Here is a 26,248-nt window from a genome sequence, read left to right as displayed (position 1 = left end):
TAAAATTATCCGGCTCACGTCTCGAGCCGGATGGTTAAATGGAAGTTTCGCCAAGAAAAATCAAAACGCGTTGTAGCTGATGCCAGCGCTATAGCTCGGACCATATTCTTCGTACTGAGCGTTAAAGCGACGACGACCGGTGTAAGCGTAGTACGGCTCATCACCGAGATTACGTGCTTCGACAAACAGTTGCAGGCCCTTGCTCAGATACCAGCGCGCTGATAAGTCGAACTGGGTTTGCGCTTTAACAAAAATATCGTGCTCTGGGTCATCAACGGCGGCGACTTCCAGCAAATAATCAGATTTGTAATTCGCGGTCAGGCGTAAGCTAAGGCTCTCGTTCTCGAAGCCGATGGTCAGGTTACCCGTGCGATCGGATTGGCTGGGCAAATCAATTTTGCGACGGTCGCCGCTGCCATTCTCGATATCGGCGTCGGAGCGTGACAGCGTGGTGTTCGCCGCCAGTAACAAGCCCGACTCGAACTTATGCGACCAGCTGAGTTCCAATCCGTAGACGCTGGCTTGCTCGCCGTTAATAAAAGTAATGGCTTCATCGAAATCGACCCAGTCACCACTACCGGCCAAATCGGTTTGATAAACGAAGTTATCGATGTCTTTATGGAACAGATAAGCCGACATCGCGCTGGCACGGCCATAGTAATGTTCGATACCTGCATCAAGATTTCGTGACTCCAACGGCATCAAGTTCGGGTTGCCAAACTCCGCTTCATCGCCATCAATGACAAAGCCCGGCGCGCGCTCGCCAAAGCTCGGGCGCACGACGCTGTGACTGAGTGCCAAACGCATCTGGGTGTCATCGTCGAACTGATAACGGCCATGCAGGCCGGGCAACCAATGGGTATCGTCACGTTCGGCCCGAATGCTTTCAAACTCACCGTCGCGAATGCCGGTGCCTTCAGCCGCAAAATCGGCTTGCTCAACTCGCACACCGGCAATCAGATGCCACTTATCCCATTCGACGGTTTGCATCAGGTAGGCGGCATTAACGTCTTCCTGCATCGTGAAGTCTTCGATACGTGAGGCCTCTTCATCGAAAAATTCATCACGGTCGAGCATTGCCAGCAGATTGTTGATGGCTGCTGCCGAAATGCCAGGGCCAAACCGGCCCAGCGTGTAATCAACTTCACCCGATTGCAGTGCGGTCAAGCTCAGTTGGTCGTCATCGATACCAAAATCACTAAAGTCTTCAAACGCCCAGACATCAATAGCATTGGTTTTTTCCCGGCGGCTGGCTTTGGCACCGAATTTGAATTCGGCTTCGTGATTACCCCAACTGAATGCGCGAGCCAGGTCGACACGAAGATTTTGTTCTTTGTCGGTGGTTTTGCTGCGCGCCAACTCCGCTTCCTCGAGCGCAAAGTTGTCGGTATCGAAGAAGCGGTCGGCCAAACTAAAGCGCGGTTCGCGCGTGTTCTGGAAGCTGGCCTCGTCCTCATCGGCTTCAAACGCGGCTGGCGACAATTCATGCGGGTTAGCTTCACCGGCACGGCTAATGCCAAGTTGGGCATTGAAAGTCCATTGCCCAAGTTGGCGTTGACCACCAAGCACGAACGACTGAATCGTTTGCGTCTCCTCGCGTGCCTTCAGTTCGCGCACGACTTCGGCATTGCCGGTTTCGCCGGCCGCCATCGCGTCCTCAAACTCAATCGCCATCGACTGGCGCACCTCATCATCGGCAAAGCGGCTGTACAGCGTGCGCAAGTAATATTTGCTGGCCTCATCCGGACGGTAATCGAAGTTGACTGCCGCACCGATACGTTCACGAGTGATACGGTAATCGCGCAGCTCAGCGGCTTCCAGCCGCGCTTCATCATCGAAATCCCAGTCACCGCCGGTTTCAACGTTGTCAGAACCAAAGCGACGATCGTGATAACTGAACGCGGCAGCAATGCCAAAGGCATCGCTCAAGCGTTGGCTGAATGCCGCGCCGAATTTCGGGCTGTTCTCTCCGGTATTGCTGTCGTAACCGGATTCCGCATTCAGCGAAACATAACGATCCTTATGATCGAATGCCGACAGGCTTTCCACTTCAACCGTGCCGCCCAGTGAATTGGCATCCATATCCGGTGTCAGGGTTTTGCTAACTGACAGACTTTGAAGCAATTCCGCAGGCAGCACATCAAGTGCAACGGCGCGGCGATCACTTTCCGGCGCGGGTACCAGGCTGCCGTTGATCGTTACAGTGTTCCAGTCCGGGCTTAAACCGCGAATGCGAATAAAGCGGCCTTCGCCTTGATCGCGTTCAATGGAAACACCCGGCAAGCGCTGCAAGGCTTCGGCGGCATTATCGTCCGGCAATTGACCAATGCCGTCGGCTTTGACCACCGATTCAATGCGATTCGATGCACGTTGTTCTTGTAAGGATTGATCAAGGCTTTCCGCCTGACCATAAACGACGATGCGCACTGGTTGATCATCAGCGACCGTCAGCGTCGATAAACTGGCACAAATCGCCAGCGCCAACGTATTCAAAGCAAAACCCGGACGTTTCACGTTACCACTCCCCGAAAAACCTGCAGACCGAAGAAGCCGACCGCAGCTCTGGGAGCGAACGCTAGAGAAAATGCATGTCAGTTCCGTGACAGTCGTTATGACACCGGCGGGAAGACGCTAGGTTTGATGTAAGTCGCTACGGGAAATGAGCCGAATGAACCCCTAAGCATTACCACCAATTCAACGCGTTACCCACGCAAGTGTTTGCATGCATCTACAGAAGCCCAATGAAACAGCGTGTTCGGTTGGCACAAGCGTAAAAATTGACAAGCCATTTGCATTTGCCTTGAGCTGAAATGACCCGGCAATCGCCAATTGCCACAAAACCGTCATCTGAATGTGGCCTGCTTGTCATCCAGGTTTAACGGTTCGGTTCATTCAATGAGCATTCCATTGCAACAGCAGCAACGTTTATTGCTGGGTACTTTGTTGGCGGCAATCGTGCTGATGCTGACGCTGATTACGCATGGCTACTTCAAGCCGGCTGATTCCTGGTCTTGGCTCGATATCGTTGGTGAAGGCGGCATGGTGATCATGGCCGTGTGCTGGTTGCTGTGGCTGGCACGCAGTCGGCCGGCTGGGCGCGTCACGCTGTTGTTGCTCAGTGGTGTAGCAGGGGTGTTGCTGTCGCTATGGGCCGATTGGCTTGATGAGTTCATCAAGCTTTCCGATATCGACTTGCTCGATAAATGGCTGGAAAACGCGCCGATGCTGATCGGTTTGGTGCTGCTGACCGTCGGTATTTATCAACTGCAGCAAGAACAACTGGCGCTGAACCAGCACATGCGCAAACGCGAGCGCTTGTTTCGCGAGCATCGCGATTTCGACGCACTTACGCCGCTGAACGGCGCGGCTTACTTGCGCCGGCAATTGCGGCATGAGTTGCAGTCAGCGCAGCCATTCGCACTGATTCGTCTGGAGCTGAAACGCTTCGAGCAAATCAATCGTGAGCACGGTCATGCTGAAGGTGATCGGGTTTTGCAAAGCATCAGTCAACTATTGGTGCTTAACCTGCGTGAGCAGGATTTGCTCTGTCGTCTGGCTGGTGATCGATTTGTCGCGCTACTGCCGCAGACCAGTGAATTGGAAGCAGAGCAAGTTGCTGCCGATCTGGAGCTGGCGGTATTGCATTACCCGCACAAAACCCGTCATCAGCAGCGCGTGTTGCTGCAGGCGAGAACCCGCTTGCTGGTCGCAGACGAGCACGACAGTGTCGATAGCTTGATGACACGCTTGTCGGAAAAGCCGGCACCGGACCTTTGGTATCCGGCGGCGATTTGAAATGATGAATTCGGCGCACGGATTTGAGCGCGATGACCGGATTATTCCGGTTCATCATCAGCCGGCCTGCCTGATCGATTTTGCCTTGGCTCGTGAGATCAACAGCCATCAGCTGTTACGTGGCACCGGCATTTTCCTGGAGCAACTGCAAGAGCTGGAAAAGGGCATCAGCCCGGCGCAATGGCTACGGCTTTGCGACAACACCGAACGCTGTTTGGCTGCCGAAGACACCAGTTTTCAGATCGGTCAGCGTTTGCTGCCCGGTCATTATGGTCCCGTCAGTATTGCTCTGACTCACGCCGCTGACGTCTTGCAGGCAATGCAAATGCTCTGTCAGTTTCCGGCCGAATTGAGTCCATTGTTGGCGCCACGATTGATACTCGATGAGCGTTATATCGGCGTCTACTGGCTGGATAGCTGCGGTCTTGGCAAACAGCATCGCTTTGTTGTGGAAACGGCCGCCAGCGCCGTAACGGCAATGTGCCGTTGGCTCAGTGGAGAAAAATTGCCTTGGCGCTTTCTGTTTGCGCATGACAAGCCGGACTACATTGAGCAGTATCACGCTCATCTCGGTGATGACTTACATTTCAATGCGCATGTTGATGCGATGATTTTGCCGCGCCAATTCGCTACTCGTACCTGGCCTCGCGCTGTCGCCAGTGTTGCAAGCAAGGCAATGCACGAGGCCGAAGTGCAGCGACAACGCCAGGGCTTTCAACAAAGCTTTATTGCCGTCATTTATGACTTCGTCTGGCAACACCGACGTAGCGGTTGTTCACTGGAGCAATTATCTGAGCATCTGGCGATCAGCCCGGCGACCTGCAAACGTAAACTAAAGCTACACGACAACAGCTTTCAGCAACTGCACGATCAAATGCGCAAACATGTGGCGCTGTACCTGTACTGGGCCAAGGGTTATCGCAGCGAAGACGTGGCGAACTATCTCGGCTTTCACGACAGCACCAATTTTCGACGCTCATTCAAACGTTGGACTGGGCAGCTGCCCAGTGTCATCCGCGACTGGCTGCCGCAACTCGGCCTTTGATCAGACGACGTCTTTTTCCGTCAACAGCAGCGTCTGCAACCTCGCCTGTTGTTCTGTTATGAAGCGCACGTGACCAACCGGAACATGCGCCGGCAGAGCGGCAATAAGCTGCTGTGCTTCCGTCGCCTCAAAGCCGCCGCACAGCTCCACTAGTTGTATGCCTTGCTCGACCAGTTGCCGAGCGACCTCAACCGCTTGATGGGTATCGCTGACGCCAATGATCGTCGTTTGGAAAAACTCGGAATCCAGCTGCTGGCGATGCTGCTCCGGCTGATAACCCGGCGCTTTGATCAAAAAAGCGTATTGGCTCAAACTCATTGCTTATCCTTGTTTCGCTTGGTTATTGGTTCGCTGCTGCCATTGCTCATTGAACAATGGCAGGTATGAACGCGAAACTGGCACGGTCTCGTTGGTCTCGCGTAGCCGCAGTTGATAGCCTTGGGCATTGCCGTCAATTTTTCGGATCCAGTTCAGATTGACCAAGTACGAGCGATGACAGCGGATGATGGCGGTGGCTTGCAGCTGTTTGCTTAGCGCTTGCAGGCTGATGCGAAGCAAGTGGTGGCCATTGCCTGTGACGAGTTCGCAGTAATTCTGTTGTGCGCGAACATAGGCGATATCGGCTTCATGGATTGTCAGCGTTTCTTCGGTGTCGCTGATTAGCGTCAATGGCTTGGTGGCAACCGTGCTTGTGATTGCGGCATTCGCTGAAGGCTCAGACAACTGCTGTTGCTGACGCAGCGTAGTCCGCATCAGCGCATTCTGTTTGACGACTATGGTTAGCGCCACTGGCACGCTGCCGACCAGTATCGTGATCAGCAGAAACTGCACTGCACTGGCCGCATCGAAACGGGTATAGCCCTGCCAGAGCGCCAATAGGTAAATCAACATTGCCAGCAGCAGTAAATTGGCGAATTGATAGCGCAGCGCCTTGCCGACCGTCCAACTGGCTTCCCATCGTTCATTCTGCCACGCTGGCAGCACAAGCTGGGTCAGCACCGAAAGCATCAGCAGACCGATGGTCACCCGCAACAGGAATTGCCAGGCCGATTGCCGATCAAGATGACTGAGTCCGAACGGCAGAATGACGGCAAAGATCAACGCTGCTGAGAGCGCAACCAACAGCAACCACAGTAACTCAGGCATCCAACCCAGGAACAACGGATAACGCTGCTGCCACCAGTGCGTATGCTCAGCATCGATACCAGCGTTTGTTATTCGTCCCGGAGGTTTGTCACTCATCACTGCCTGCTTGGTTCCTTGCCGCGTCAGCGTAGGCTGGGTTCTGTCCATTGTCGCAGGAGTATACACAGTGATGACCGCAAAACCCGCTCGCGCGATTTGGCAGGGGCATTTACTGCAGTTTGAATCGCAGCCGGATTGGCCGATCGAGCGCCGGCTGGTTTTGCGCCTGCTTTGGCTTTTTATCGTGTTCGAGCTAGTGCTTGGGCCGCGCCTTGGCTGGTGGTCTTTACCTGTATCGTGGCGCTTGCCATTGCAGTGGACAGCGATGCTGCTCGCGCTGCATTGGAGCGCGGTGTCATATCGTGCCATCGGTTTCAAACCCTGGTCGATCTGGACCAGAACCGAGCGCTGGTATCTGCCGCAAGCCGTGGTGCTGGCGAATCTGATTTTCTTTGCTTTGTTCTCTGCGCAGTTCTTGGCACTGGCGTCGGCACCCGCTTATGTTGCCACGCTACTGTTATTGATATTGATGCAACTGCTTTGGGGCGCCTGGCAGGAGTTGATCTATCGCGGGCTGTTGCAAACGGCGTTGCGACATTGGTTGCGGCCGTGGCCGGCGTTACTGATCGCCAATACCGCTTTTACCTTTGGGCCGCTGCATTTCTATCATTTGTTTATTGAGCGTTCGTGGCTGGCAACGCTGGCAATGTTCACGGCGATTTGGTTCATCGGTTTGTTGTTCGGCATTCTGTTTCTACGCACGCGCAATTTTTGGTTGATTGCCGTGCTGCATGGCATTGGCAATGTTTATATCGATGGACCAGCAATGCTGGCACGCTGGCTGACTCAATCCTGATGATCAATGTGATTTTTGGCCGAGGTCAGCAGGCGCAAGGTAACGAACGTAAGCAGACTCAGCAGCAGGGCAATTTCAAGGCGGTTGGCGGCGACGGCAATACCGATGGCGCCGGTTACCCAAAGACTGGCAGCGGTTGCTGTGCCTTGCACTTCGCCTTTGCCATCGATGACCGTTTTCAGAATGGCGCCGCCACCGATAAAACCCATACCGGAAATGATGCCGGACATCACGCGAGATTCCGCTTCCGTGGTATCGAGTATCTGGAAACCGAGCAGCACGTAAGCACAGGAGGCGACAGCGACCAACGGAAACGTGCGTAACCCCGCTGTGCGCTGACGCTTTTCCCGATCCCAGCCGATGGGAAATGCCAGCAGATAGGCGATGGTCATGTCGCGAATGTGCGCGCCAATCAAAAGCCAATCGACATCAGGAATCCACTGCACTTCTGAGTACCACTCAATTGACTTTCAGGTTCACTTCAATGTTATTGCGCGTGGCATTCGAATACGGGCAGACCTTGTGCGCGGCTTCGACAATTTGTTCGGCGCGGTCGCGCTCCATGCCCGGCACATGCACATGCAATTCCACCTGCAAACCAAAACCGCCAGGGATTTCGCCAATACCGACGGCGGAATCAATATACATATCATCTGGTAGCGACATTTTCTTTTGACCTGCGACATATTTCATCGCGCCGATAAAGCAAGCCGCATAGCCGGCTGCGAACAACTGCTCCGGGTTGGTGCCCTCACCACCTTTGCCGCCCATCTCCTTCGGCTTGGTCAGTTTCACGCTCAGCTCTTCATCAGAGCTGACAGCGCGGCCGTCACGACCGCCGGTGGCTTTGGCGTGGGCGGTGTACAACAGTTTCTCGATCTTTGTTGCCATTGAAGGACTCCTTGGTAAATTGAATCGTTATCGCTTATCACAGTTAACGCTTCTAGCGTAGAACCGAACGTCGGCATGACCTGCAACTGTTGTTCTCCTAATAGCGCTTCGCTGTAAAAGCTGCCTCTGCTTATGACGCGATTTCAAGCCTTGTTCACATTTCGGTGCAGCGATCAGGCGCTAAGATTAACTAGAGGCTATCTCAAAAAGAGTCTGGGTGATGGTGAGGTGCGCGAATAGGAGCGCAGGAACCGGAGTTTGCAAGTAGTAAATGAGGATTGTTCACCACATCCATGTGGTGAACCCTTCGGACTACGCGAAAATCCGCCCCCGGCGGATTTTTCCGAGCACCGCATTCGCGCAGATCGCCGAGCTCCAGGCATTTTTGAGATAGCTTCTAAACCAATGAATGCGAGGGACACCGATGAGCACGGTGCTATGGGCCAATATCCTGATCAATGGTGAAGTGCAAAGCGATCAGGCAGATAAATGGGCACTGTACAAACATCAGAGCAAGCTGAACCGACTCAGTCGCAATCTGCACGTTGCTTCATTCAATGATGCCTGCGATGACACCGACTTGCGATTCCATTTCGGCCAGCAATCGCTGCCGCCGGGAATGCAATCGACCGATCAACTGATGGCCAGTAAAGGCCGCTGGCTCGATGTCGATCAGGCTGAACGCATGCTGGAAACCCTGCTGCTATACATCACCACGCAAAAGCTGCGTTTTGGTTGGCTGCGTGATGACCGCCTTGAGGTCGAACGCGAACTGAAAGACAGCATTCATTTTCTGCAGCAGGCGAAAGTCGGCGGTGGCAAATTCAATTTCTCGATTGTCAGCTGAGTATCATTGCTGCGTATTTTTCACATTGCAGACATGACATTCTGCCTTCGTTGATAACAGCCTTCATGCGACACTGCCGCCACTTTTTCGGCTCAAGGAATCCGTATGAGCTTTCACCCTGCCATGAAATCACTGCTGGGCGCCGCGATGATATTTTGCGCGAGCATCTCACTGGCGGCAGATAACACTGAGCTGACCCGTCAAGTGACTGAAGCCGAGCGCGGCTTTGCGCAAACGATGGTCGAGCGCGATTTCGAAAAATTCGCCAGCTTTATCGCCGATGACGCCGTGTTCTATGGCAACAGCGCGCAACGTGGCAAGCACGCTGTGCTGGCCGAATGGCAGGCCTTCTTCAAAGCTGAGCAAGCGCCGTTTTCCTGGCGTCCGGAACAAGTCGATGTGCTCGACTCCGGTACGCTGGCGCATAGCAGCGGCCCGGTCATTGATGCCAAGGGCAATGTCGTCGCCCATTTCAATTCGGTTTGGCGCTTGCAAGCGCCAGGCGTCTGGAAAGTGGTGTTTGATAAAGGCTGCAGGGTGTGTGCCTGTGAAAAGCCGCAAGACGCTACAGATAAAAAGTAAAACAAACCAGAAGCGGTGATTCGTTTTTTCTTCGTCGGTCAAACCCTTAACAAAAGTAATTTGATCGACGAAGCGTATGGTTCGGTGAGAGCCTGACGCTAAGCTGACAGATTCAACGGTAATTCCCGCAAGCGCTTACCAGTCAACACGGCCACGGCATTGGCCACCGCTGGCGCAATCGGTGGTGTACCCGGTTCACCGACGCCGCCGGACTTTTCCTTGCTATCAACGATAAACGTTTCCACGACCGGCATGTCATTGAGTTTCAACACGACATAATCGTGAAAGTTGGATTGCTGCACTTCACCATTCTTGATCGTCAGTTTGCTGTGTAACGCTGCCGCCAAGCCGTACGCGACACCGCTTTCCATTTGCGCCTGAATACCCTCCGGATTGACGGCGATGCCGCAGTCAATGGCGCAAGTCACCTTATGCACTTTGATTTGTTTGTTTTCAACGGATACTTCCGCGATTTGCGCGACAAAGCTGCCAAACGATTCATGTACGGCGATGCCGTGCGCGCGGCCTTTCGGCAGCTTTTTGCCGTAGCCGGCTTTTTCGGCAGCAAGATTCAGCGTGGCCAAATGGCGCGGTGAGTTGCTGAGCAACGCGCGGCGATAAGCCAGTGGATCTTTACCGGCTTTTTTCGCCAGCTCGTCGATAACGCTTTCCATGATAAAGCCGTTATAACTGTGGCCGACCGAACGCCACCACAGCACGGTGACACCGGGATTCGGTGAATGCAGGCCGACGCGGTGATGCGGCACGGCTTTCAAATACGGCGAACCGGCGATGCCTTCGACCGAGGAATGATCCACACCATCTTTGACCGCCGAGCTTTCAAACGGTGTGCCGGTCAGAATCGATTGACCAACGAGTTGATGATCCCAGGCCTGTGGCAAACCGCTTTTATCGAGCGCGACACGAATCCGCTGCACATACATCGGACGGTAGTAGCCACCGTGAATATCATCTTCGCGGCTCCACACGGTTTTTACCGGCGCGTTCGCGGCTTTCGCGACATGCACCGCTTCGGCTACGAAATCGGCGACTGGATTGGCACGTCGACCGAAGCCGCCACCGAGGAACGTGGTATGCAGTGTCACTTGCTCTGGCTTCAGGCCAAGAATTTTTGCTGCCGTCGCTTGATCAATGGTTTGAAACTGAGTGCCGGTCCAAATCTCGCAACTGTCCTTGCCAATCTTGACGGCGCAATTCAGTGGCTCCATTGGCGCATGCGCCAGGTAAGGCACGTGATATTCCATTTCCAGCACGTCTTTACTTTCGCTCAGTGCTTTTTCGACATCGCCAGCTAGCTGGGCGGTGGCGCCATGCTTTTTTGACAAGGCCTGAAATTGTTTACGCAGTTCGTCAGTGCTGATGCTGGCGTTCGGGCCGCGATCCCATTCAATTTTCAAGGCATCGCGACCTTGTTTCGCGGCCCAGTAATGATCGGCGACAACCGCGACACCACTCGGCACCTGCACCACCTGACGCACGCCTTTGACTTTTTTCGCGGCACTGGCGTCGAAACTTTTTACCTTGCCACCAAAGGTTGGTGAACGGGCAACGAGCGCGGTCAGTAGGCCGTCGAACTGGATATCGATACCAAACTTGGCTTTGCCGGTAATTTTCTCAGGCGTGTCGAGCCGTTTGGTCGGCTTGCCGATGCGGGTCCAGTTTTTCGGGTCTTTCAGCCTCACTTCTGTTGGTGTCGGCAGTTTCGCGGCGGCGTCGGCCAATTCACCAAACGTGAACGATTTCTTGCCGCAAATAACCTTGCCATTTTCCGCTTTGCAGTCGCTGGCTTTCATGTTCGATTTTTGCGCGGCAGCACTGATCAGCAGCGCTTTCGCCATCGCGCCGGCCTGACGGTAACGATCAAATTCCGACCAGGTGGTCGTCGAACCGCCAGTACCTTGCACACCCCACACCGTATGCGCATACACCGGTGCTGCCGGTGCGTGCTGCACCTCGATTTGTTGCCAGTCACATTCGAGTTCTTCGGCGATCAACATCGGCAGCGTTGTCCAGATGCCTTGGCCCATTTCCGAGTGGGCGAGCAATACCGTGATGCGATTGTCGCTGCCTATTTTCAGGAAGACATTTGGCGCTGGCAGTTTTGCCGCAGCAGGTGCGTCCGCGGCTAGTGCTTTGTGCAAAGACAATGGGATACCGATGATCAAACCAGCGCCAACAACCGCGCTCGATTGCAAAAATTTACGGCGGGATAAATCGATGTTCGCCTTCATGCGTTTTCTCCCTGAACATGGCAGCTAACGCCGTTTGGCGTGCTGGAGAAAAATGTCTAAGCCTTGCTTAATTTGGCGGCGTGATGCACAGCAGCGCGCACGCGTTGATAAGTGCCGCAACGGCAAATATTGCCGCTCATCGCGTTGTCGATGTCTTGATCGGTCGGTGCGGCATTGCTGGCCAGTAGCGCGGCGGCGGCCATGATTTGTCCACTCTGACAATAACCGCATTGCACGACATCGTGTTCGGCCCAGGCTTTCTGCACCGGATGCGAACCGTCTTTCGACAGCCCTTCAATCGTCGTGATGTTTTTGCCTTCAGCAGCCGATACCGGTGTGACACAAGAGCGAATCGCGGAGCCATCAAGATGCATGGTGCAGGCACCGCATTGCGCCATGCCGCAACCGAATTTGGTGCCGGTGAGATTCAAGATATCGCGCACCACCCACAGCAGTGGCATATCGGAGGCGACGTCGACTTTATGCTCGACGCCATTGACGTTCAGTTTCATGCTAGCCTCGCTTGCTTGGAGAGGAAGTTCTGGAACTGCGAACGACCGACTCTACACCTGTGATTGTGACCGCTACAAGCGTAGTTCATTACGCGCGCGGCAAACATTTCAAGACGGCATGATAACGATGCCGAACGGGAGCACAGCGACGATGAGCGAACGACAAGCTTTGCTGGCAACGCTGGCGCAACTGCCGGTTGATGACGAGGTGGTTTTGGCCACGGTTGTCAAAGTCGAAGGCTCGGCTTATCGCCGGCCTGGCGCTCGCATGTTGATCCCGCGTGTTGGACGTAGCGTCGGTACCTTGAGCGGCGGTTGCCTGGAATCGGAAGTCAGCAAGAAAGCCTGGTGGCTGACCGAAGGCGGCCTGACCGTGCTGCGCCGTTATTCGACGGCCAGTCTCGATAACGAGAGCGAGTCGACGGATGAAGAGCCGCTCGATGAAGAAACCGAGCTGCAATTCGGGCTTGGCTGCAATGGCACGGTGCATATCCTGTTTCAGCGTTTATCGGTATCGGCACCGTTATTCGCGCGACTACGTAAGGTAGAAGAGCAAGGCCAGGCAGCGGCGCAGGCGCTGGTCATCGAAAGTCGCGGCTCGAAATCCTTAATGACCGGCGACTGCTTTGACGAAGCCGACATTCAGACCAAGGAACCGGCTTTGGCTGCGCTGTTGCAGGCCCAGATGCAAGAAGTGTGTAGCAGCCGCCGTTCCCGGCTGCTGCAACTGCAAGACGAGCAGGGCCGCGCCGAGCTGTTGCTGGAATACCTGGCGCCAAACCCGGAGCTGATTATCGTTGGCGCCGGTCACGATGCCGAACCGCTGGTGCAAATGGCCGCGGCGATGGGTTGGCGGGTCACCGTCATTGACGGCCGCCGCCACTTCGCCCGACCGGAGCGCTTTCCGCTGGCCCGGCAGGTGCTTTGCCTGCAAGCGGATGACCCGGCTAGCGCTCACTTGCCCGGCGATGCAGCGGTCGTGATCATGAGTCACAGCTTCGCCCAAGATCGCGCCTGGTTACGACATTTTCTCAGCCGTTCGCCGCCATATCTTGGCCAATTGGGGCCGAAATCCCGTACCGATCGCTTGCTCGGCGAGTTTGCCGACAGCGCCGACCCGGCCATCAAACAAGCGATAGCTGCACTGCATGCACCGGTTGGGCTCGACCTGGGCGGCAGTACCCCGGAAGCAGTGGCGCTGGCGATTCTGGCCGAAGCGCAGGCCGCATTGAACGGCCGCGTCGGCGGCAGTCTGAAGCAGCGCCAGCAACCTATCCATATGGCCGAGCCGGTCGTCAGTCTGCCTTGGCCGCAGTCGGCCGAAGCATGCCAGTGCTGAACCCCCATGCTGTGCTGTTATTGGCCGCTGGCGGCAGCCGCCGGCTCGGCCAGCCGAAACAACTGCTGAGCATCAATGGCAAGCTGCTGGTCCGTCATATCGCCGAGCTGGCGCTGACCACGGCGCCGACGCAGATGATCGTCATCACCGGCTGCCAGGCCGAAGCGGTCAGCGCCGCGTTAACGGGTTTGCCTTTGCAGACTGTGTTCAATCCATTGTGGTCACAGGGTTTGGCAAGTTCGCTGCAGGCGGCGGCAGAAAGCCTGCGTGCTCATCCAGGGCCGGTGCTGGTACTGGCCTGTGATCAATGGCGGCTGTCCAGCGCGCACTTGGATAACTTACTGACGGAGGCGGCGACCGCGTCAACGGTGGTCACTGATTACGGTGGCGCCGAAGGTTTGCCGGCGCTGCTGCCGATGACGCTGTTGCAGCAGGCTCATTTGCTGCACGGCGAACAGGGCTTGAAAACTCTTTGGCATCAGCAGCCTCACCGTGCAGTAGAGGCGCCAGAACTGGCTTTCGACATTGATACGCCAGAGGACTTGCAGCAAGCCGTTGCGGCTGGCTTTGGTTCAGCAAGCGCTTGAATTTGCTTACAAAAACAAAAAGCTTTTAACCGGTCCATTGACTATGTTTACGGCCGTCCCACCGAAATGACGGTTTTCCGTTGGAGTTTTCCCCGATGTCCCGTTTGTTGGCGCCGCTGGTTGCGCTTGGCGCCTATGCGCTGATTTATCTGGTTTCGTTATTTTTGTTGGCCCGCGACCCGGGCTTCGCCGCCGAAGAATACCTGGCCGTGCTGCTGATCTTTGGCCTCGGCTTTTCCCTGGCCGCCTGGCTGTCGACGATCGGTATCAAAGCCGCGCCGGTTCCGGTGCGTGAGCCCGGCAAGGAATTTGGCCTCGTCATGGTGTTTTTGCTGCTGTTTGCCATCGGCTTTCTCGGCTGGGGTCTGTCGGCGCTGAAGGCCGCCACATCGGCTGAGCAGCCGCAGGAAGTGCTCACTCTGATGGCCAAGCTGGCGGTCATGGTCGCCATTCCGGCCTGGTTGTTCCGGCGCCTAGGTTATCGCTGGCGCGAACTGTTCGGCAGCTTCCGTTTCGATGCAGGCAGTGTCCGGGTCTTGATCATCATGGCGCTGCTACTGTTGGCCATGCAGCTCTTGATCGGCCAGGGCGGCAAGCGCGTGGCAGCGCTCGATGAACCGGTCTGGATCATCGCACTGATGGCCTTGCCGGCGCTGCTGTGGATGAGCCTGGAAGCCGGTCTGACCGAGGAATTTTTGTTCCGCGGCCTGCTGCAAACCCGGGCCGCCGCGTTCTTCCGCTCTGAACTCGCCGCGATCGTGCTGATGGCGGTGATCTTCGGCTTGGTGCACGCGCCGGGCTATGTGCTGCGCGGCGCCCATGCGATGGAAGGCATGGGCAGTGCCCCCAGCGTGCTGACCGCAATGGCTTACACCATCGTCGTCGTCTCGCCGATAGGATTGATGTTCGGTGTGCTCTGGGCTCGTACCCGCAACCTCTGGCTGCTGGTGCTGCTGCATGGCTGGACCGATTTGCTGCCGAACCTGGCGCCATTTATTCGCACCTGGCTGCCTTAACGGCGAGCGTCCGGAACTTGCGCTGGATCATCCGCTGATAAAAAACGCGCCACAGCGCCAGCATTTACGCCAGATTCTTCTAGGCTTAAAGGCTCTGTGTTTGGTTTTCTGCCCGCGATGCGTGATTTGCCTCTGAAGTACAAATTCTGGCTGGTCAATGTGATCAGCTTTTTTGGTATGGCGATGCTGACCCTGTTTGCCATGGTGCGCAAACAGGCGGCGCTGGAAAAAGCCGGCAAGCCGACCGATTTTCTGACTGTGTTTGCCGACGAGTTCTGGGCCTATGCCGGCGTCGTGCTGCTGCTGATGCTGCTGGTGTTGGCCGGTTCGCAACTGCTGATCAGTTTTGTCGAGCGTCATGTGCAAACGCTGCGTCAGGCGATGCAGGCGGTCGAGCAGCAAAACGATTTGAGCCAGTGGGTGGCCGTGCATTCGCGCGACGAAATCGGCGAAATGGCCGGCGCTTTCAACGCTATGCAAAAAAGCCTGCGCAAAGTCGTCGACAACGTCAAAACCGCCAGCGGCAAAGTCAAACAAGCCGTTGATGATATTCACGTCGCGGCGTTGGAAACCTCGAAAGGCATGGACAATCAGGGTCGCAGTGCCGGCCAGATTGTCAGCAAAGTCGAACAGATGATGGACACCTCGCATTCGGTCCAGCATCAGGCCGTGCAGGCCTTGGAAAACACCGAGAAAGCCAATGAGCTGGTGCGCACCGGCAACGGCGTTGTCGCCGATCTGACCAAGGCCTTTCATGCGCTGGCCACCGATGTCCAGCAGTCTTCAGCATTGATTTCGCGTTTGGCCGAAGACAGCAAGCGCATCGGCAGCGTGCTGAACGTCATTCGCGAAATTGCCGACCAAACCAATTTGCTGGCACTGAACGCCGCGATTGAAGCCGCGCGTGCCGGCGAAAGCGGTCGCGGCTTCGCGGTCGTCGCCGATGAAGTGCGCAATTTGGCGCGTCGCGCCGGTGAATCGACCGAAGAAATTCGCGCCATCGTCGAAGCGCTGCAGAATACGACCGATGAAACGGTGTTGCTGATGAACGGCAGCGTCGATCGGGCCAGCGCCAGCGAAGCGCAGGCGACGCGTGCTTCGCAATCGCTGGGCGATATCGAACGTGCCGTCACCGGCATTCGCGACAGCAACAAGACCATCAATGGCCTGGCGAAAAAGCAGGTCGATATCGCTGATAAATTGCACGGCGATATCGGCGAAATTCAAACCGTGTCGGTCAGCACCCAGCAACTCAGCAAAGAATTCGTCGACAGCAGTGAAACCTTGGAAACGTTGGCCGATGAGTTACTGGCCTCGGTCGCGCAATTCCAGTATTCGAAAGCGCGCGATTAACGTTTGTTCTGCGTAACAACGGCACAGCGAATCAACGCTGATCAAAAGGGATGTATCCCTGCCATTTCAGCGGTGTGTAGTGGTCGGCGATGCTGGCTTCCAGCAAATAGCCAAAGGCACTTTCGGCGTTGTCGCTGTTGCTCATCAGCATGACGCCGATGCCTTGTTGCGGAAAAATAATCGTGTAATGCTGAAAGCCGTCGCCGTGGCCTTCTTTGAATGCGGCGATGCCTTTCGGTGTTTGCAGCAAACCCCAGCCAAGACCGTAACTGATTTGCAGAGGATCAAAAGCGTCTGTTTGTTCATTGGCGCCGGGACCAAACTGGGTGCGTGAGCGAATGCGGATTTGTCGACTGAACATTTCCTGCCACGATGATTTCGACAAGCCCTTTTGTTGCAGCACTGCGGTCATGAAGCGCACGTAATCGGCCGGTGTGGTTTCCAGTGTGCTGGGGGCGCGAGGCGAATTGTCTTTGTCTTTCTTGTAGGTTTTGCCTTGCGGGTTGTGGCCTAGTGCGTAATCTGGCTCAAATCGCGGTTGCCATTGATAGCTGGACATCGTCATCTGATACGGCGTGAAAACTAATTGTTGCGCCAATTGCTCGATGGATTTCCCGGTCAGTTTCTCCAAAACGATTTGCAATAACACCATGCCCTCACCGGAATATAAATAACGCTCGCCCGGTGCGAAGTGCAGGCGCAGTTTGTGGTCCGGCTCAAACCAACGCCAGTTCGGCAATCCGGTAGTGTGGCTCAGACACATGCGTGCCGTGATGTCTTTATAGCGGGGTTCGTGTTCGAGATCGGCGAGATTCTCATGCCAGTCGCTACCGCGATTTTTCCATAAAGGCTCTTGCAAATAGGATTGCAGTGGCTTGTCGAGATCAATGACGTTCTGCTCAACCAGTTTCATGACCAGCACGGCAAACACTGCCTTGCTTAACGAGGCGCCGTAAAACTCAGTGTCGAAACGCAGAGGCTTCTGGCTTGGTTGATCGGCATAGCCAAAGGCACGGGTGTAAACCGCTTGATTCTCGTTGAACACCGCCATGGCCAAGCCATGTACCTTTGCTGCCTCGGTAATGGCTTTGATGCGCGCATCGAGCTCGGAGGCGGTGATCTGGCTACCATCCAGACGTTGAATCGTCTCCGCAGCATCGTTTGCTACCACCTGATTGCTGCCGACCAGCACGGCAACGAGCAGCGCTGTTACGCGCGAAAATGCCATCATGCGTCCTTTCCTTTTAGCGTCATATCCATGCCCGATGCTAACAAAGCATCGCAGAATGACCAAATCGAATGGTTCTCTGTTGTTTCACGCGCGCTTTTTTTCTGCTTTCTGACGTTGTTGCTGATCGTTCAACAACACTTGCTTCAGATCTTCGAGTCGCTGTTTGACGGCGACACCGTAGCTGCGGTCGTCGCCCCAGATTTCCGCCAATACCTGCAATGACTGATGATCGTGTTCACTGAATAATTCGCCGGCGCGCTCGGCATCGTTTTCGTTAACGCCGAGCAGTTTCAGCGATTGCACACCGACATGCAGCGCGGAATCAAAGGTTTCCCGGCGAATGCCATCGATTTGATAGCGCATGATTTGATAAGCATGACGACGATCGATAGCACGCGCCAGAATTTTCAGGTGCGGAAAGTGCTGTTGCGCGGTGTGAATGATCTCCAGTGTTTTGTCTGGTTCATCGACAGCAATGACCAGCAATTTTGCCTCGGCCGCGCCGGCAGCCTGCAGCAAATCATGGCGCGCAGCGTCACCGTAGTACACTTTGTTGCCAAAGCGGCGCACCAAATCGATTTGACTTGGGCTGTGATCAAGAATGGTCAGTCGAAAGCCTTGTGCACTCAGCAAGCGGCCAACGATCTGACCGAAGCGGCCGTAGCCAGCGATGATGACATCGCTGTGTTCGGAGAATTGATCGGCCTCGTCACTTTTCGCTTGTTGTCCCGGTCGGCTCAGCAGCTTTTCGTAGGCGACGATCAACAGCGGTGAAATCAGCATCGACAGTGCCACGATAAGCGTGATCAAGTTACCGAGTTCGATGTCGAATACCTGAAACTGTTTTGCGGAAGACACCAGCACAAACGCGAACTCACCGCCCTGCGCCAGCGCCACGGTAAACAGCAAGCCCTGGCGGAATGGCATTGTGAACAGCCGCGCCAGCAAGGCCAACACCAAAGCCTTCACGGCAAACAGCGCGAGTACAGCAGCGCCGATCAACAACGGCTCGGCGGCCAGTAACGGAAAATCAATGCTGGCACCGACGGTGATGAAAAACAGTCCCAACAACAAACCTTTGAATGGTTCGATATCGACTTCCAGCTCATGGCGGAATTCGCTTTCGGCAAGCACCACGCCAGCGAGAAACGTGCCGAGTGCCGGAGACAAACCAACGGCCTGCATCAGCACGGCAATGGCGATGACAATCAATAGCGAAAATGCCGTGAACAATTCGCGCAAACGGGTCTCGGCGATGATGCGAAAGATCGGCGCCGAGAGAAATTTTCCGCCAAGAATAATCGCGGCAATGATCAGCGCGGTGACGCCGACCTGGGCCCAGACCGGCAAGCCATCAATCGGCGTTGGGTGCACGTTTACGGCATCGGCGCTTGCGCCATTCAACGCCAGCAAGGGCAGCAGGGCCAGAATCGGAATAACGGCAATATCCTGAAACAGCAGCACGGCGAAAGCGTTGTTGCCGGCTTGGCTGTTGAGCAGTCCGCGTTCGCTCAAGGACTGCAGCACAATCGCCGTCGACGACAGCGCCAGGCACAGGCCAATGGCGATGCCGGACTGCCAGGAATACGGCGACAGCAACATCAATGCGGCGATCAGTAGTGTCGTCAGCACCACCTGCAAGCCACCGAGCCCGATGATAGGACGGCGCATCTGCCAGAGCCGGCTTGGCTGCAATTCGAGCCCAACCAGAAACAGCATCATGACCACGCCGAATTCGGCGAAATGCATGACGTCGGTTTGGTCGCCGACCAGGTGCAGCGCATACGGCCCAATCAACATTCCGGCCAGCAAGTAGCCGAGCACCGAACCGAGGCCCAGCCGCTTGGCGATCGGCACCGATAGCACCGCGGCGGCCAGGTAAATCAATGCGCTGAACAGCATCCGGTATTCCTTTCAGAGGGAAGCGGGTAGGCGCTCTTTATACCGGATTCGTGTTCAGCGCGTGCGGGCTCAGCAGCAGGGCAGAGCCGCCGGACTCGGGCAGCAAACCGGTTTCGCTGTCGTCGGCAAAGGCTGCGGCTTGGCGGGTTTTTCCGCGGATTCGAGCAGCTCCTGGGCCATCGCCGGCGACAGGTAACCACCGGAAAACAGCAGGCCGATACTGAGTTTTGACAAAGCGTTCATGACTGGCTCCTTGGACTGGGGTGACGCCTTTTTTCAGGCTAATTGGGGGTTGTGAAAATGATAATTAGGTAATTTGCACACGCACTGTTTCCAAATAGGTGCTGATAAACGCAATACACAGGCGTAAGCTGGCACCTTCTGCCCAGGGAGTTGCCGACATGTCGTTGACTGAACGTTTATCGGATATGGCCATCTTTGCCCGCGTTGTCGAAAGCGCCGGGTTTTCCAGCGCGGCCAGGGATTTGAGCCTGTCGAAAGCCGCGGTCAGCAAGGCCGTAGCGCGGCTTGAGGGCCATCTCGGTGTGCGCTTGCTGAACCGCACCACGCGCAAGCTGACGCCGACCGAGGCTGGCGTAACCTTCCACGTTTACTGCCGTCAGGTCGTGGCCCAGGCGGATGAAGCCGAACAGCACCTCGGGCAGTTGCAGGCGGCGCCGCGCGGCATGCTGAAGCTGGCTTCACCGATGTCGTTTGGCCTCGCGCAAGTGACGCGGGTGCTGCCGGAATTTCAGCGCCGCTACCCGGATGTCGATGTCGAGCTGGAACTGGTCGACGGCAAAATCGATTTGGTTGGCGGCGGTTTCGATCTGGTGATCGATGTAGGCGAGCCGAGCGATTCCTCGTTTGTCGCGCGCCGGCTGACCACCTCGCGCAACGTCATTGTCGCCAGCCCGGCTTACCTGGAAAAACACGGCGCGCCGCAAACCCCAAGCGACTTGGTAAAGCACGCTTGCCTGAAAGGCAATTGCTCGCAGGATTCGCATTGGGAATTTATCGGCCCGAACGGCAGCGAGTCGGTGTATGTGCAGGGGCCGTTCAAAATCAACTGCCTGCTCGGTTTGCGCGAAAGCGTGCTGGCCGGGCAGGGCATTGCCAGAATGCCAAGTTTCTGCGTTGGTGATGACTTGGCTTCCGGCCGCTTGAAATGCTTGCTCGATGATTTCACCCACAAACCAGAAAGCATCTACACGCTGTATCCGCATCGCAAACACCTGCCGTCGAAAGTGAAAGCGGCGATTGATTACTTCCGCGAGGTGTTCGGGGAAAAGCCGTACTGGGATGAAGTGCTGAACAATAGTCAGTGCCATTGTTGAACGAAAAATCACGGTAAGCTTTCGGTTACACTGCGCGACTTTTCCACAACGGGTAACGGGTATGGCGCTGAAAGCCACCATCTACAAAGCCGATCTGCAAATTTCTGATATGGATCGGCATTACTATCAAGGCCATGCGTTGACCATCGCCCGCCATCCATCAGAAACCGATGAGCGGATGATGCTGCGGGTATTGGCGTTTGCCTTGCACGCCAGCGAATCGTTGCAGTTTGGCAAGGGCATCAGCACTGAAGATGAGCCAGATCTTTGGCAGAGGTCATTGTCCGATGAAATCGAGTTATGGATTGATCTCGGCAATCCAGACGAAAAGCGCCTGCGCAAAGCCTGCGGCCGCGCCAAGCAGGTTGTCGTTTACACCTATCAATCGCGCAGTGCCGCCGTCTGGTGGCAGCAGATGCAGGAGGTGATCAAACGCTTCGATAACCTGACCGTTCACCACCTGGACAGCGACAGCGTCGAAGCATTGGGCCAACTCGCCGAGCGCACGATGGATTTGCAATGCCTGATTCAGGACGGCCAAGTCAGTTTCAGCGGCCCGCAGCATAGCGTTACGTTAAGCCTGGGCGAGCAACCTTAAGCCGCTATTTACCGGCGAGCAAAGTTGGTCTAAGTTGTACGCCATCGTGCAAACGACTTGCGCGCCCTTATTGCTGTACCGGTGCGCCTTCATCCGAAGGAGTAAGGGGTATGGCAAGCCAATCCGCTGCATCCACCGCAGCATCTCGCCTCAGCGCCAGCCAAAGCCTTGAACAAGGCCCTGAGCAAGAACCGTTAAAACCGTTTCTCTTTTTTATCGCGTTGGTCGCTTTTGTGCTACTGGCTTACGTGGTGTTCGTTTGGAACCTGGTCGATGGTTGGGCAGAGCGCGGCCAATTTGGCGACATGTTTGGAGCGGCCAATACCCTGTTTTCCGGCCTGGCTTTTGCGGCGCTATTTTTTGCATTGAACTTGCAGCGCAAAGAACTATGTCTGCAACGTCACGAACTCAAGGAAACCCGCGCCGAATTCGCCCGGCAAACGCAAGCACAAACCGAACATGCCAACACGGCTCTGCGTGCGGCAAAAATTCAGGCTTTGGGTGCATTGCTGCAAAGCTATACGACACTGTCGCAAGGTGGTCATGCCAACCTGATTGACCCGATCAGCTGGCCTGACGAAGTCCTGCAGGTGAAAAATCAACTCAAGCTATTGATTCAGGATTGAGCGACTTATCACTTCGCAAAGGAGGCGATTCATGGCGGAAAACAAAAGTGCAGTTGCCCAGTTCAGCGCAATGATGAAAGATCTGGTTGCCATCTTGCGCGACACCGTTATCTTTCTAATTTTCATGTTGCTGTTATTCGCGCCGGGCATCATCAATGAAAGGTTGACGGCCGCTGGCTTTACCAAAGGCAATATCGCGGGCTTTGAATGGCAGGCGCAGATTCAGTCGGCCGCCGAAACCACCAGAACCGCCGGCCAAACCATCGAGCAGGCAACCGAAAACTACGACCAATTGATCGAGCGGATCAATGAACTCGAAAAACAGGTTAATGACCCTGGTGTGCAGCGCGAATTGAGCGCAATCAACTCGGTAGCCAAGGACTCCCGCTCGGAGTTGGCCAGTGCGGATCAGGCGATCAAACGCAGCCTTGTCGTGCAACAACAACTCACCACCCAGTTTGCACCGCAATTGTTGGAAGAAACCGGCTGGATCTACGTCGGCAAAATCAACGAGGAAAAATCCTCATGGCTTGCCGGCTCGCCCACCACGATAACCAAAACGGAACTGCCGATCGAAGCCGGTCAGGTGGTGACGATACGCGATGATGTCTATTTGCGAGCCGATGGTGCTTCAAACGCCAGAGCATCAGCGCCGGTACAGTCGGTGGTCAAAGTTGGACAGCGTGTCGAAGTGCTGGAGGTGGAGTTCTCGCACGCCCGTAGTGGTGGATGGTTTGTCTGGCTGAAAGTCGTGCGTCGCGATTGATGTCATCAGATCGAAAAATTCAGTGTTGTGCTATACCCGCAATAAACAAATGGAAAAGGAGTAACAACATGGCAAAGGCAGCAGGCAGCAAAGGATTCACCCCCGGCAATTCCGCACACGAATGCGTATTCGGCTATCTCTATAATTTTGGCTATTCCCGTCGCGGCTTTGAAGGCGAGGATGGCATGGGCAGTCAGCTAATCAGCAAACTGTCCGGCTATCCAAGCACCAGTTCGCCAACTGCCGCTGCGCATTCGCTGACCCATCTGGCGCTGGAAATTTGCGGATGGGCACAAGACCCTTGGGAAGCGGTGCCACACGAAGACTGGATCAACCGCACACTCGGTGACATCGGCAAAACCGTTGGTCTGTTGCTGGCCAAGAAAGACGCCACTTGTTTGGACCTGGCCAATCTTATCGATGAGATTTTCCAGTTTCCAAAAGAAGCCGAGGCCGAAACCTTTGCCAGTGCCAGCCGCGCAATACGCGAAGCGATAGTGAGCGACCAGCCGGCGCAAGCCAACCCGAAGAAAGCCAAATCGGCAAAAACGGTGGCGGCAGAAGCGTCGAAACCGAAAAAGAAAGCAGCCAGCAAAAAGAAAAACAATTAACTACTGACAGGAAACTCATCATGCGATCAAAACACCCAATGGTACCCGTTGTGGGCTTTTGTTTGGCGTTGCTGTCTTTTGCCATGCCTACGCAAGCGGAAGAGGAAAATGAAGCAAACGCGGAAACTGAGTCTTCACTTTGCCCCGCCCAACAACAAGCAGCCGATGCCAGTCAGACCGACACCAGTTGTTTTCTTTTCCATTTGGTTTACCTGCAACCGGAAAGTGATAGCGAAAACAACAACGGCTTAAGTGGTGGATTGGGGGTAACTTACGATTTGCAATATTCCCTCTGGGATACCGGTTCGCTGAACAGTGAAGGCGAGGCCGGTGTGGACAAGCAAGATGGCATTACCCGCTTTCACAAATACCATCTGGACTTTCACGCCAATGGTACTTACGCGTTCGACCAAGACACGCCGCGTAAAGACTTTATCAAAGCCAAAGTCGATGGACTTTATCAGTGGTATCGGGAAGACAAACAGTTTGTCGATCGCAGCTTGTGCTTGAAGCCGGAAGACATCGCGGCTGGTCGTTGTCAGGTGACATTGGGTTCGCTCTTTGTCGACGCTGGCTTAACGGCAAGTTATGAATCGGATCAGCGGCGCGAAAACGTCAATTACACCTATGGAGCCACCGCACACGTTTCCTGGTGGCCGGACCGGGACAGTGCAGTATTGAAATTCAATCCGTTGGATTGGCCATTCCGAATGATCCGCAAAGCTACCGGTGACGACCCACGGCCCATCCGCCAATCGATGCCGAGTCTGTTGCTGAATCTGGAACGCGTTTCGCCGGATAAGGATACGCTGCGTCAAGAAGTGTTGGGCGCCAGTTCCGAAGATCACGATCGGCTCAATATCGAGTTGGGCTTTTCAACAGCGGTGGGAACGTTCAGCGAAAAGCGTGTCAATTTTTCCGCGTCGCTGCGTTACTTCAGAGAACTGGATCCGCCAACTGCCATCGAAGCGGCCGATATGGATACCCATAAAGCCATCTTCTATTCATTGGAAATGGACAGCGGTTGGCGTTTGACCTATGCCACCGGCAAGCTGCCGTTTGACCGCGAAGAAGACCAGCTTTGGGAATTGGGATATCAGTTGGATTATTAACCAAGCCTGGGGTCTAGACGAGATGCAAAAATTTTGCTTTCGCACCTCGTCTCGCCCCAAATTGATAATTACTACTCTTCGCCGTATAAGGTGTCATTAATTTTAAAAACTATCGGTCTTACTTTGTACATCTCTTCTTCAGTTAATTTCCTTCCTATCCTTTCTTCAATCTCCGTCTCAATACTACCTCCCCGAAGATCAATGCCCATGTCATACTGTAGCTTCTTCATGACTTGCCCTACGGAAGTCTTCTCAAGATTATCAATAATCCATTGAAAATGAGTTTCATTTATTGAAGTATCCATCAGTAAGCTCCTGCCAGTATGTAAATGACTAAGAAAATCGCTAAGGATAGCAGCATTGAAACGAGCGACCACGCAGAAACAGAAAGTTTCTTCGCCTTCCTTTTGTTGACCAAGGAGTTATGTTGAGTCGCCATTGCCAGTCTCGCCGACACTTCCCTAAAAAATGCTGTCGAGTCCGAATAGTGCGATGACTTTGGATTGAATAAATAGTCATGAATTTTTTCTGGGTACTCTTTGGCATAATCTTGAATGAGGATGGACGCCAATGAGAAAAAAACTGATGTAAACGTGGATACAGAAAACAGAACAATGAAGAAAACAAGTGCGATAAGTACGAAGGGCTGAGCCTCTTTAATAAGATGAGAAATTCCTGTCATCAAATCAATATTCAGAAATGTTGCACTAATGATGGCACTTGGTATTGCGAAAACAGCAGATGCCTTATTCTCGAGTCGCTGTTTTAACTCAAACTCTCGGTCATAAATATAGCGGCAGTACTCAAATCGGGATTCTTCCATACCAAATCACCCTTCTGTATCAAAGTCCATGAAAAATAGGGCTACGGCAACTTGCCACCCGCCGATTCCCAAACCGTATACCAATCATTATCGCTGAGCTTAATTTGCGTGCTGTCTACGGCTTGCTTCAAACGATGCAGGCTCTGACTACCAACAACAGGAATAATCTGCGCGGGATGACGCAGTAACCAAGCGTAGGCAATCTGATCTTCGCTGCAATGGTATTGCGCTGCCATTTTCAGCAAGCAATCGCGAACCGGTTCGGTACGTGAGGAAAGCTCAGTAAACAGCTTGCCGCCAGCGAGCGGCGACCAGGCCATCGGCGGACGACGCAGTTGCTGGGCCTGGTCGAGCGTGCCGTTATGAAAGGCATCGTGACAGAGCACCGAGATTTCCAGTTGATTGGTCACCAAGGGGTAATCGAGTCGACTCTGCAACATCGCGAACTGACTGGTCGTGAAATTGCTGACGCCGAATTCGCGCACTTTGCCGCTTTTCTGCAAGCGGTTGAAGGCGCTGGCGATTTCATCGACATTCATGATCGGGTCGGGTCGATGGATCAACAGCAGGTCGAGATAATCGGTATGAAAGTTTTTCAGTGATTGCTCAACTGATTGCTGAATATGGCGGGAGCTGGTGTCATAGGCTTTGCGCGCATGTTCAGGGCGCGACGCGCTAACCAGCTTGATGCCGCATTTGCTGATCAGCTGGATTCTCTCGCGCAGCTGCGGCGCCTGTTTCAACGCCGCACCAAATGTCGCCTCGCACTGGTAATCGCCATAGATATCGGCGTGATCATGGGTGGTTACGCCAAGCTCCAGACAGTCCTCGATACGCCGGACAATATCGGTTGTGCTGAGGTTCCAACTCATCAAACGCCACCAGCCATAAACCAGGCGTGACACGGACAGTTGATTGGACAGCGAAATCGGTTTCATGGCGGGCAAAAATCGGATGAGCAGAGCGCCAGTATAACTACCGC

At 54.7% G+C, this 26,248-nt stretch carries 28 protein-coding genes; 15 read left to right on the top strand and 13 right to left on the bottom strand.

Translation table 11 applies throughout. The annotated features are described in order from the left end of the window. Positions 1–60: 60 nt before the first annotated feature. The gene (locus E2H98_RS08860) at positions 61–2,514 is read right to left on the bottom strand and encodes a TonB-dependent receptor (protein ID WP_133591326.1); all 2,454 of its coding nucleotides are present in this window, start codon (positions 2,512–2,514) and stop codon (positions 61–63) included. Between the two features lie 381 nt (positions 2,515–2,895). On the opposite strand from E2H98_RS08860, the gene E2H98_RS08855 reads away from it, so the two are divergent. Both E2H98_RS08855 and E2H98_RS08850 read left to right on the top strand, forming a co-directional pair. Next, a complete protein-coding gene (locus E2H98_RS08855) occupies positions 2,896–3,795 on the top strand; it encodes a GGDEF domain-containing protein (protein WP_133591329.1) in 900 nt (299 codons plus the stop codon). A gap of 1 nt (position 3,796) precedes the next feature. Beyond that, positions 3,797–4,840, top strand: coding sequence for an AraC family transcriptional regulator (locus E2H98_RS08850; RefSeq protein WP_133591331.1), 1,044 nt, complete (start codon positions 3,797–3,799; stop codon positions 4,838–4,840). Here E2H98_RS08850 and E2H98_RS08845 read toward each other — a convergent pair whose 3' ends face one another. Together E2H98_RS08845 and E2H98_RS08840 are read right to left on the bottom strand one after the other, a co-directional pair. Next, on the bottom strand, positions 4,841–5,158 hold the full coding sequence (locus E2H98_RS08845) for a DUF6506 family protein (protein ID WP_133591333.1): 318 nt from the start codon (positions 5,156–5,158) through the stop codon (positions 4,841–4,843). It abuts the gene before it with no gap. Between the two features lie 3 nt (positions 5,159–5,161). After that, entirely contained in the window at positions 5,162–6,082 is a 921-nt protein-coding gene (locus E2H98_RS08840) for a LytTR family DNA-binding domain-containing protein (RefSeq protein ID WP_157591310.1), read from the bottom strand. Between the two features lie 73 nt (positions 6,083–6,155). Here E2H98_RS08840 and E2H98_RS08835 point away from each other — a divergent pair, with 73 nt between their 5' ends. Continuing rightward, positions 6,156–6,881 carry a CPBP family intramembrane glutamic endopeptidase gene (locus E2H98_RS08835; RefSeq protein ID WP_133591337.1) on the top strand — a complete coding sequence of 242 codons (726 nt, stop codon included), beginning with the start codon at positions 6,156–6,158 and terminating at the stop codon, positions 6,879–6,881. On the opposite strand, the gene E2H98_RS08830 is transcribed toward E2H98_RS08835, so the two are convergent. After that, entirely contained in the window at positions 6,872–7,327 is a 456-nt protein-coding gene (locus E2H98_RS08830) for an MgtC/SapB family protein (RefSeq protein ID WP_133591339.1), read from the bottom strand. The genes E2H98_RS08835 and E2H98_RS08830 overlap by 10 nt on opposite strands. A gap of 13 nt (positions 7,328–7,340) precedes the next feature. After that, the gene (locus E2H98_RS08825) at positions 7,341–7,772 is read right to left on the bottom strand and encodes an organic hydroperoxide resistance protein (RefSeq protein ID WP_133591341.1); all 432 of its coding nucleotides are present in this window, start codon (positions 7,770–7,772) and stop codon (positions 7,341–7,343) included. A gap of 424 nt (positions 7,773–8,196) precedes the next feature. On the opposite strand from E2H98_RS08825, the gene E2H98_RS08820 reads away from it, so the two are divergent. Together E2H98_RS08820 and E2H98_RS08815 are read left to right on the top strand one after the other, a co-directional pair. Then, the gene (locus tag E2H98_RS08820) at positions 8,197–8,619 is read left to right on the top strand and encodes a hypothetical protein (RefSeq protein ID WP_133591343.1); all 423 of its coding nucleotides are present in this window, start codon (positions 8,197–8,199) and stop codon (positions 8,617–8,619) included. A 105-nt stretch (positions 8,620–8,724) separates the two neighbouring features. Then, positions 8,725–9,201, top strand: coding sequence for a YybH family protein (locus E2H98_RS08815; protein WP_162848189.1), 477 nt, complete (start codon positions 8,725–8,727; stop codon positions 9,199–9,201). Between the two features lie 98 nt (positions 9,202–9,299). Here E2H98_RS08815 and E2H98_RS08810 read toward each other — a convergent pair whose 3' ends face one another. Together E2H98_RS08810 and E2H98_RS08805 are read right to left on the bottom strand one after the other, a co-directional pair. Further along, the gene (locus E2H98_RS08810; protein ID WP_133591345.1) at positions 9,300–11,453 is read right to left on the bottom strand and encodes a xanthine dehydrogenase family protein molybdopterin-binding subunit; all 2,154 of its coding nucleotides are present in this window, start codon (positions 11,451–11,453) and stop codon (positions 9,300–9,302) included. A gap of 56 nt (positions 11,454–11,509) precedes the next feature. Then, the gene (locus E2H98_RS08805) at positions 11,510–11,965 is read right to left on the bottom strand and encodes a (2Fe-2S)-binding protein (RefSeq protein ID WP_133591347.1); all 456 of its coding nucleotides are present in this window, start codon (positions 11,963–11,965) and stop codon (positions 11,510–11,512) included. A gap of 151 nt (positions 11,966–12,116) precedes the next feature. On the opposite strand from E2H98_RS08805, the gene E2H98_RS08800 reads away from it, so the two are divergent. From E2H98_RS08800 to E2H98_RS08785, 4 genes are all read left to right on the top strand, one after another. Then, positions 12,117–13,304: an XdhC family protein gene (locus E2H98_RS08800; RefSeq protein WP_133591349.1), complete on the top strand. Its 1,188-nt coding sequence runs from the start codon at positions 12,117–12,119 to the stop codon at positions 13,302–13,304. Next, the gene (locus tag E2H98_RS08795) at positions 13,292–13,891 is read left to right on the top strand and encodes a nucleotidyltransferase family protein (RefSeq protein ID WP_133591351.1); all 600 of its coding nucleotides are present in this window, start codon (positions 13,292–13,294) and stop codon (positions 13,889–13,891) included. Before E2H98_RS08800 ends, E2H98_RS08795 begins: the two co-directional genes overlap by 13 nt. A gap of 95 nt (positions 13,892–13,986) precedes the next feature. Next, positions 13,987–14,907: a CPBP family intramembrane glutamic endopeptidase gene (locus tag E2H98_RS08790; RefSeq protein ID WP_133591353.1), complete on the top strand. Its 921-nt coding sequence runs from the start codon at positions 13,987–13,989 to the stop codon at positions 14,905–14,907. A 117-nt stretch (positions 14,908–15,024) separates the two neighbouring features. Beyond that, the gene (locus tag E2H98_RS08785) at positions 15,025–16,260 is read left to right on the top strand and encodes a methyl-accepting chemotaxis protein (RefSeq protein WP_133591355.1); all 1,236 of its coding nucleotides are present in this window, start codon (positions 15,025–15,027) and stop codon (positions 16,258–16,260) included. Between the two features lie 31 nt (positions 16,261–16,291). Here the strand turns inward: E2H98_RS08785 and E2H98_RS08780 are convergent, their stop codons facing one another. From E2H98_RS08780 to E2H98_RS08770, 3 genes are all read right to left on the bottom strand, one after another. Further along, positions 16,292–17,491: a serine hydrolase domain-containing protein gene (locus tag E2H98_RS08780; protein WP_198325274.1), complete on the bottom strand. Its 1,200-nt coding sequence runs from the start codon at positions 17,489–17,491 to the stop codon at positions 16,292–16,294. 84 nt (positions 17,492–17,575) lie between these two features. Then, on the bottom strand, positions 17,576–19,393 hold the full coding sequence (locus tag E2H98_RS08775; RefSeq protein ID WP_133591357.1) for a monovalent cation:proton antiporter-2 (CPA2) family protein: 1,818 nt from the start codon (positions 19,391–19,393) through the stop codon (positions 17,576–17,578). Between the two features lie 69 nt (positions 19,394–19,462). Further along, positions 19,463–19,636, bottom strand: a complete 174-nt coding sequence (locus tag E2H98_RS08770; protein ID WP_157591309.1) for a hypothetical protein — start codon at positions 19,634–19,636, stop codon at positions 19,463–19,465. A 158-nt stretch (positions 19,637–19,794) separates the two neighbouring features. Here E2H98_RS08770 and E2H98_RS08765 point away from each other — a divergent pair, with 158 nt between their 5' ends. The 6 genes from E2H98_RS08765 to E2H98_RS08740 all read left to right on the top strand — a co-directional run bounded on the left by E2H98_RS08765 (position 19,795) and on the right by E2H98_RS08740 (position 24,443). Next, complete coding sequence (locus tag E2H98_RS08765; RefSeq protein WP_133591359.1) at positions 19,795–20,730, top strand: LysR family transcriptional regulator; 936 nt, start codon at positions 19,795–19,797, stop codon at positions 20,728–20,730. A gap of 61 nt (positions 20,731–20,791) precedes the next feature. Continuing rightward, entirely contained in the window at positions 20,792–21,328 is a 537-nt protein-coding gene (locus E2H98_RS08760) for a YaeQ family protein (protein ID WP_133591361.1), read from the top strand. Between the two features lie 110 nt (positions 21,329–21,438). After that, entirely contained in the window at positions 21,439–21,954 is a 516-nt protein-coding gene (locus E2H98_RS08755) for a hypothetical protein (RefSeq protein ID WP_133591363.1), read from the top strand. A 31-nt stretch (positions 21,955–21,985) separates the two neighbouring features. After that, positions 21,986–22,720: a hypothetical protein gene (locus E2H98_RS08750; protein ID WP_133591365.1), complete on the top strand. Its 735-nt coding sequence runs from the start codon at positions 21,986–21,988 to the stop codon at positions 22,718–22,720. A 68-nt stretch (positions 22,721–22,788) separates the two neighbouring features. Beyond that, the gene (locus tag E2H98_RS08745; protein ID WP_133591367.1) at positions 22,789–23,331 is read left to right on the top strand and encodes a hypothetical protein; all 543 of its coding nucleotides are present in this window, start codon (positions 22,789–22,791) and stop codon (positions 23,329–23,331) included. 20 nt (positions 23,332–23,351) lie between these two features. Beyond that, positions 23,352–24,443 (top strand): hypothetical protein, encoded by a 1,092-nt coding sequence (locus E2H98_RS08740; RefSeq protein WP_133591370.1) that lies wholly within the window; start codon positions 23,352–23,354, stop codon positions 24,441–24,443. A 71-nt stretch (positions 24,444–24,514) separates the two neighbouring features. On the opposite strand, the gene E2H98_RS08735 is transcribed toward E2H98_RS08740, so the two are convergent. Genes E2H98_RS08735 through E2H98_RS08725 form a run of 3 tightly spaced genes read right to left on the bottom strand, consistent with a single transcriptional unit; the run spans position 24,515 to position 26,204 of the window. Beyond that, positions 24,515–24,748, bottom strand: a complete 234-nt coding sequence (locus E2H98_RS08735; RefSeq protein WP_133591372.1) for a hypothetical protein — start codon at positions 24,746–24,748, stop codon at positions 24,515–24,517. Further along, positions 24,748–25,266: a hypothetical protein gene (locus E2H98_RS08730; protein ID WP_133591374.1), complete on the bottom strand. Its 519-nt coding sequence runs from the start codon at positions 25,264–25,266 to the stop codon at positions 24,748–24,750. Before E2H98_RS08730 ends, E2H98_RS08735 begins: the two co-directional genes overlap by 1 nt. Before the next feature lie 41 nt (positions 25,267–25,307). Beyond that, positions 25,308–26,204 carry an aldo/keto reductase gene (locus tag E2H98_RS08725; RefSeq protein WP_133591376.1) on the bottom strand — a complete coding sequence of 299 codons (897 nt, stop codon included), beginning with the start codon at positions 26,202–26,204 and terminating at the stop codon, positions 25,308–25,310. Positions 26,205–26,248: the final 44 nt, after the last annotated feature.

It is taken from the genome of Permianibacter aggregans, assembly GCF_009756665.1.
Taxonomy (GTDB): Bacteria; Pseudomonadota; Gammaproteobacteria; order Enterobacterales; family Permianibacteraceae; genus Permianibacter; species Permianibacter aggregans.
The sequence above is the reverse complement of the archived record's forward strand: the minus strand, read 5'-3'. Positions and strand labels throughout refer to the sequence as shown.

What these genes read in the sequence shown, in the direction of transcription:
- E2H98_RS08725 (WP_133591376.1), bottom strand. Translation starts at nt 26,204, where the DNA reads ATGAAACCGATTTCGCTGTCCAATCAACTGTCCGTGTCACGCCTGGTT.
- E2H98_RS08840 (WP_157591310.1), bottom strand. Translation starts at nt 6,082, where the DNA reads ATGAGTGACAAACCTCCGGGACGAATAACAAACGCTGGTATCGATGCT.
- E2H98_RS08760 (WP_133591361.1), top strand. Translation starts at nt 20,792, where the DNA reads ATGGCGCTGAAAGCCACCATCTACAAAGCCGATCTGCAAATTTCTGAT.
- E2H98_RS08810 (WP_133591345.1), bottom strand. Translation starts at nt 11,453, where the DNA reads ATGAAGGCGAACATCGATTTATCCCGCCGTAAATTTTTGCAATCGAGC.
- E2H98_RS08750 (WP_133591365.1), top strand. Translation starts at nt 21,986, where the DNA reads ATGGCGGAAAACAAAAGTGCAGTTGCCCAGTTCAGCGCAATGATGAAA.
- E2H98_RS08835 (WP_133591337.1), top strand. Translation starts at nt 6,156, where the DNA reads ATGACCGCAAAACCCGCTCGCGCGATTTGGCAGGGGCATTTACTGCAG.
- E2H98_RS08815 (WP_162848189.1), top strand. Translation starts at nt 8,725, where the DNA reads ATGAGCTTTCACCCTGCCATGAAATCACTGCTGGGCGCCGCGATGATA.
- E2H98_RS08740 (WP_133591370.1), top strand. Translation starts at nt 23,352, where the DNA reads ATGCGATCAAAACACCCAATGGTACCCGTTGTGGGCTTTTGTTTGGCG.
- E2H98_RS08855 (WP_133591329.1), top strand. Translation starts at nt 2,896, where the DNA reads ATGAGCATTCCATTGCAACAGCAGCAACGTTTATTGCTGGGTACTTTG.
- E2H98_RS08845 (WP_133591333.1), bottom strand. Translation starts at nt 5,158, where the DNA reads ATGAGTTTGAGCCAATACGCTTTTTTGATCAAAGCGCCGGGTTATCAG.
- E2H98_RS08780 (WP_198325274.1), bottom strand. Translation starts at nt 17,491, where the DNA reads ATGATGGCATTTTCGCGCGTAACAGCGCTGCTCGTTGCCGTGCTGGTC.
- E2H98_RS08785 (WP_133591355.1), top strand. Translation starts at nt 15,025, where the DNA reads ATGCGTGATTTGCCTCTGAAGTACAAATTCTGGCTGGTCAATGTGATC.
- E2H98_RS08790 (WP_133591353.1), top strand. Translation starts at nt 13,987, where the DNA reads ATGTCCCGTTTGTTGGCGCCGCTGGTTGCGCTTGGCGCCTATGCGCTG.
- E2H98_RS08770 (WP_157591309.1), bottom strand. Translation starts at nt 19,636, where the DNA reads ATGAACGCTTTGTCAAAACTCAGTATCGGCCTGCTGTTTTCCGGTGGT.
- E2H98_RS08775 (WP_133591357.1), bottom strand. Translation starts at nt 19,393, where the DNA reads ATGCTGTTCAGCGCATTGATTTACCTGGCCGCCGCGGTGCTATCGGTG.
- E2H98_RS08800 (WP_133591349.1), top strand. Translation starts at nt 12,117, where the DNA reads ATGAGCGAACGACAAGCTTTGCTGGCAACGCTGGCGCAACTGCCGGTT.
- E2H98_RS08825 (WP_133591341.1), bottom strand. Translation starts at nt 7,772, where the DNA reads ATGGCAACAAAGATCGAGAAACTGTTGTACACCGCCCACGCCAAAGCC.
- E2H98_RS08765 (WP_133591359.1), top strand. Translation starts at nt 19,795, where the DNA reads ATGTCGTTGACTGAACGTTTATCGGATATGGCCATCTTTGCCCGCGTT.
- E2H98_RS08745 (WP_133591367.1), top strand. Translation starts at nt 22,789, where the DNA reads ATGGCAAAGGCAGCAGGCAGCAAAGGATTCACCCCCGGCAATTCCGCA.
- E2H98_RS08805 (WP_133591347.1), bottom strand. Translation starts at nt 11,965, where the DNA reads ATGAAACTGAACGTCAATGGCGTCGAGCATAAAGTCGACGTCGCCTCC.
- E2H98_RS08820 (WP_133591343.1), top strand. Translation starts at nt 8,197, where the DNA reads ATGAGCACGGTGCTATGGGCCAATATCCTGATCAATGGTGAAGTGCAA.
- E2H98_RS08730 (WP_133591374.1), bottom strand. Translation starts at nt 25,266, where the DNA reads ATGGAAGAATCCCGATTTGAGTACTGCCGCTATATTTATGACCGAGAG.
- E2H98_RS08755 (WP_133591363.1), top strand. Translation starts at nt 21,439, where the DNA reads ATGGCAAGCCAATCCGCTGCATCCACCGCAGCATCTCGCCTCAGCGCC.
- E2H98_RS08850 (WP_133591331.1), top strand. Translation starts at nt 3,797, where the DNA reads ATGATGAATTCGGCGCACGGATTTGAGCGCGATGACCGGATTATTCCG.
- E2H98_RS08795 (WP_133591351.1), top strand. Translation starts at nt 13,292, where the DNA reads ATGCCAGTGCTGAACCCCCATGCTGTGCTGTTATTGGCCGCTGGCGGC.
- E2H98_RS08735 (WP_133591372.1), bottom strand. Translation starts at nt 24,748, where the DNA reads ATGGATACTTCAATAAATGAAACTCATTTTCAATGGATTATTGATAAT.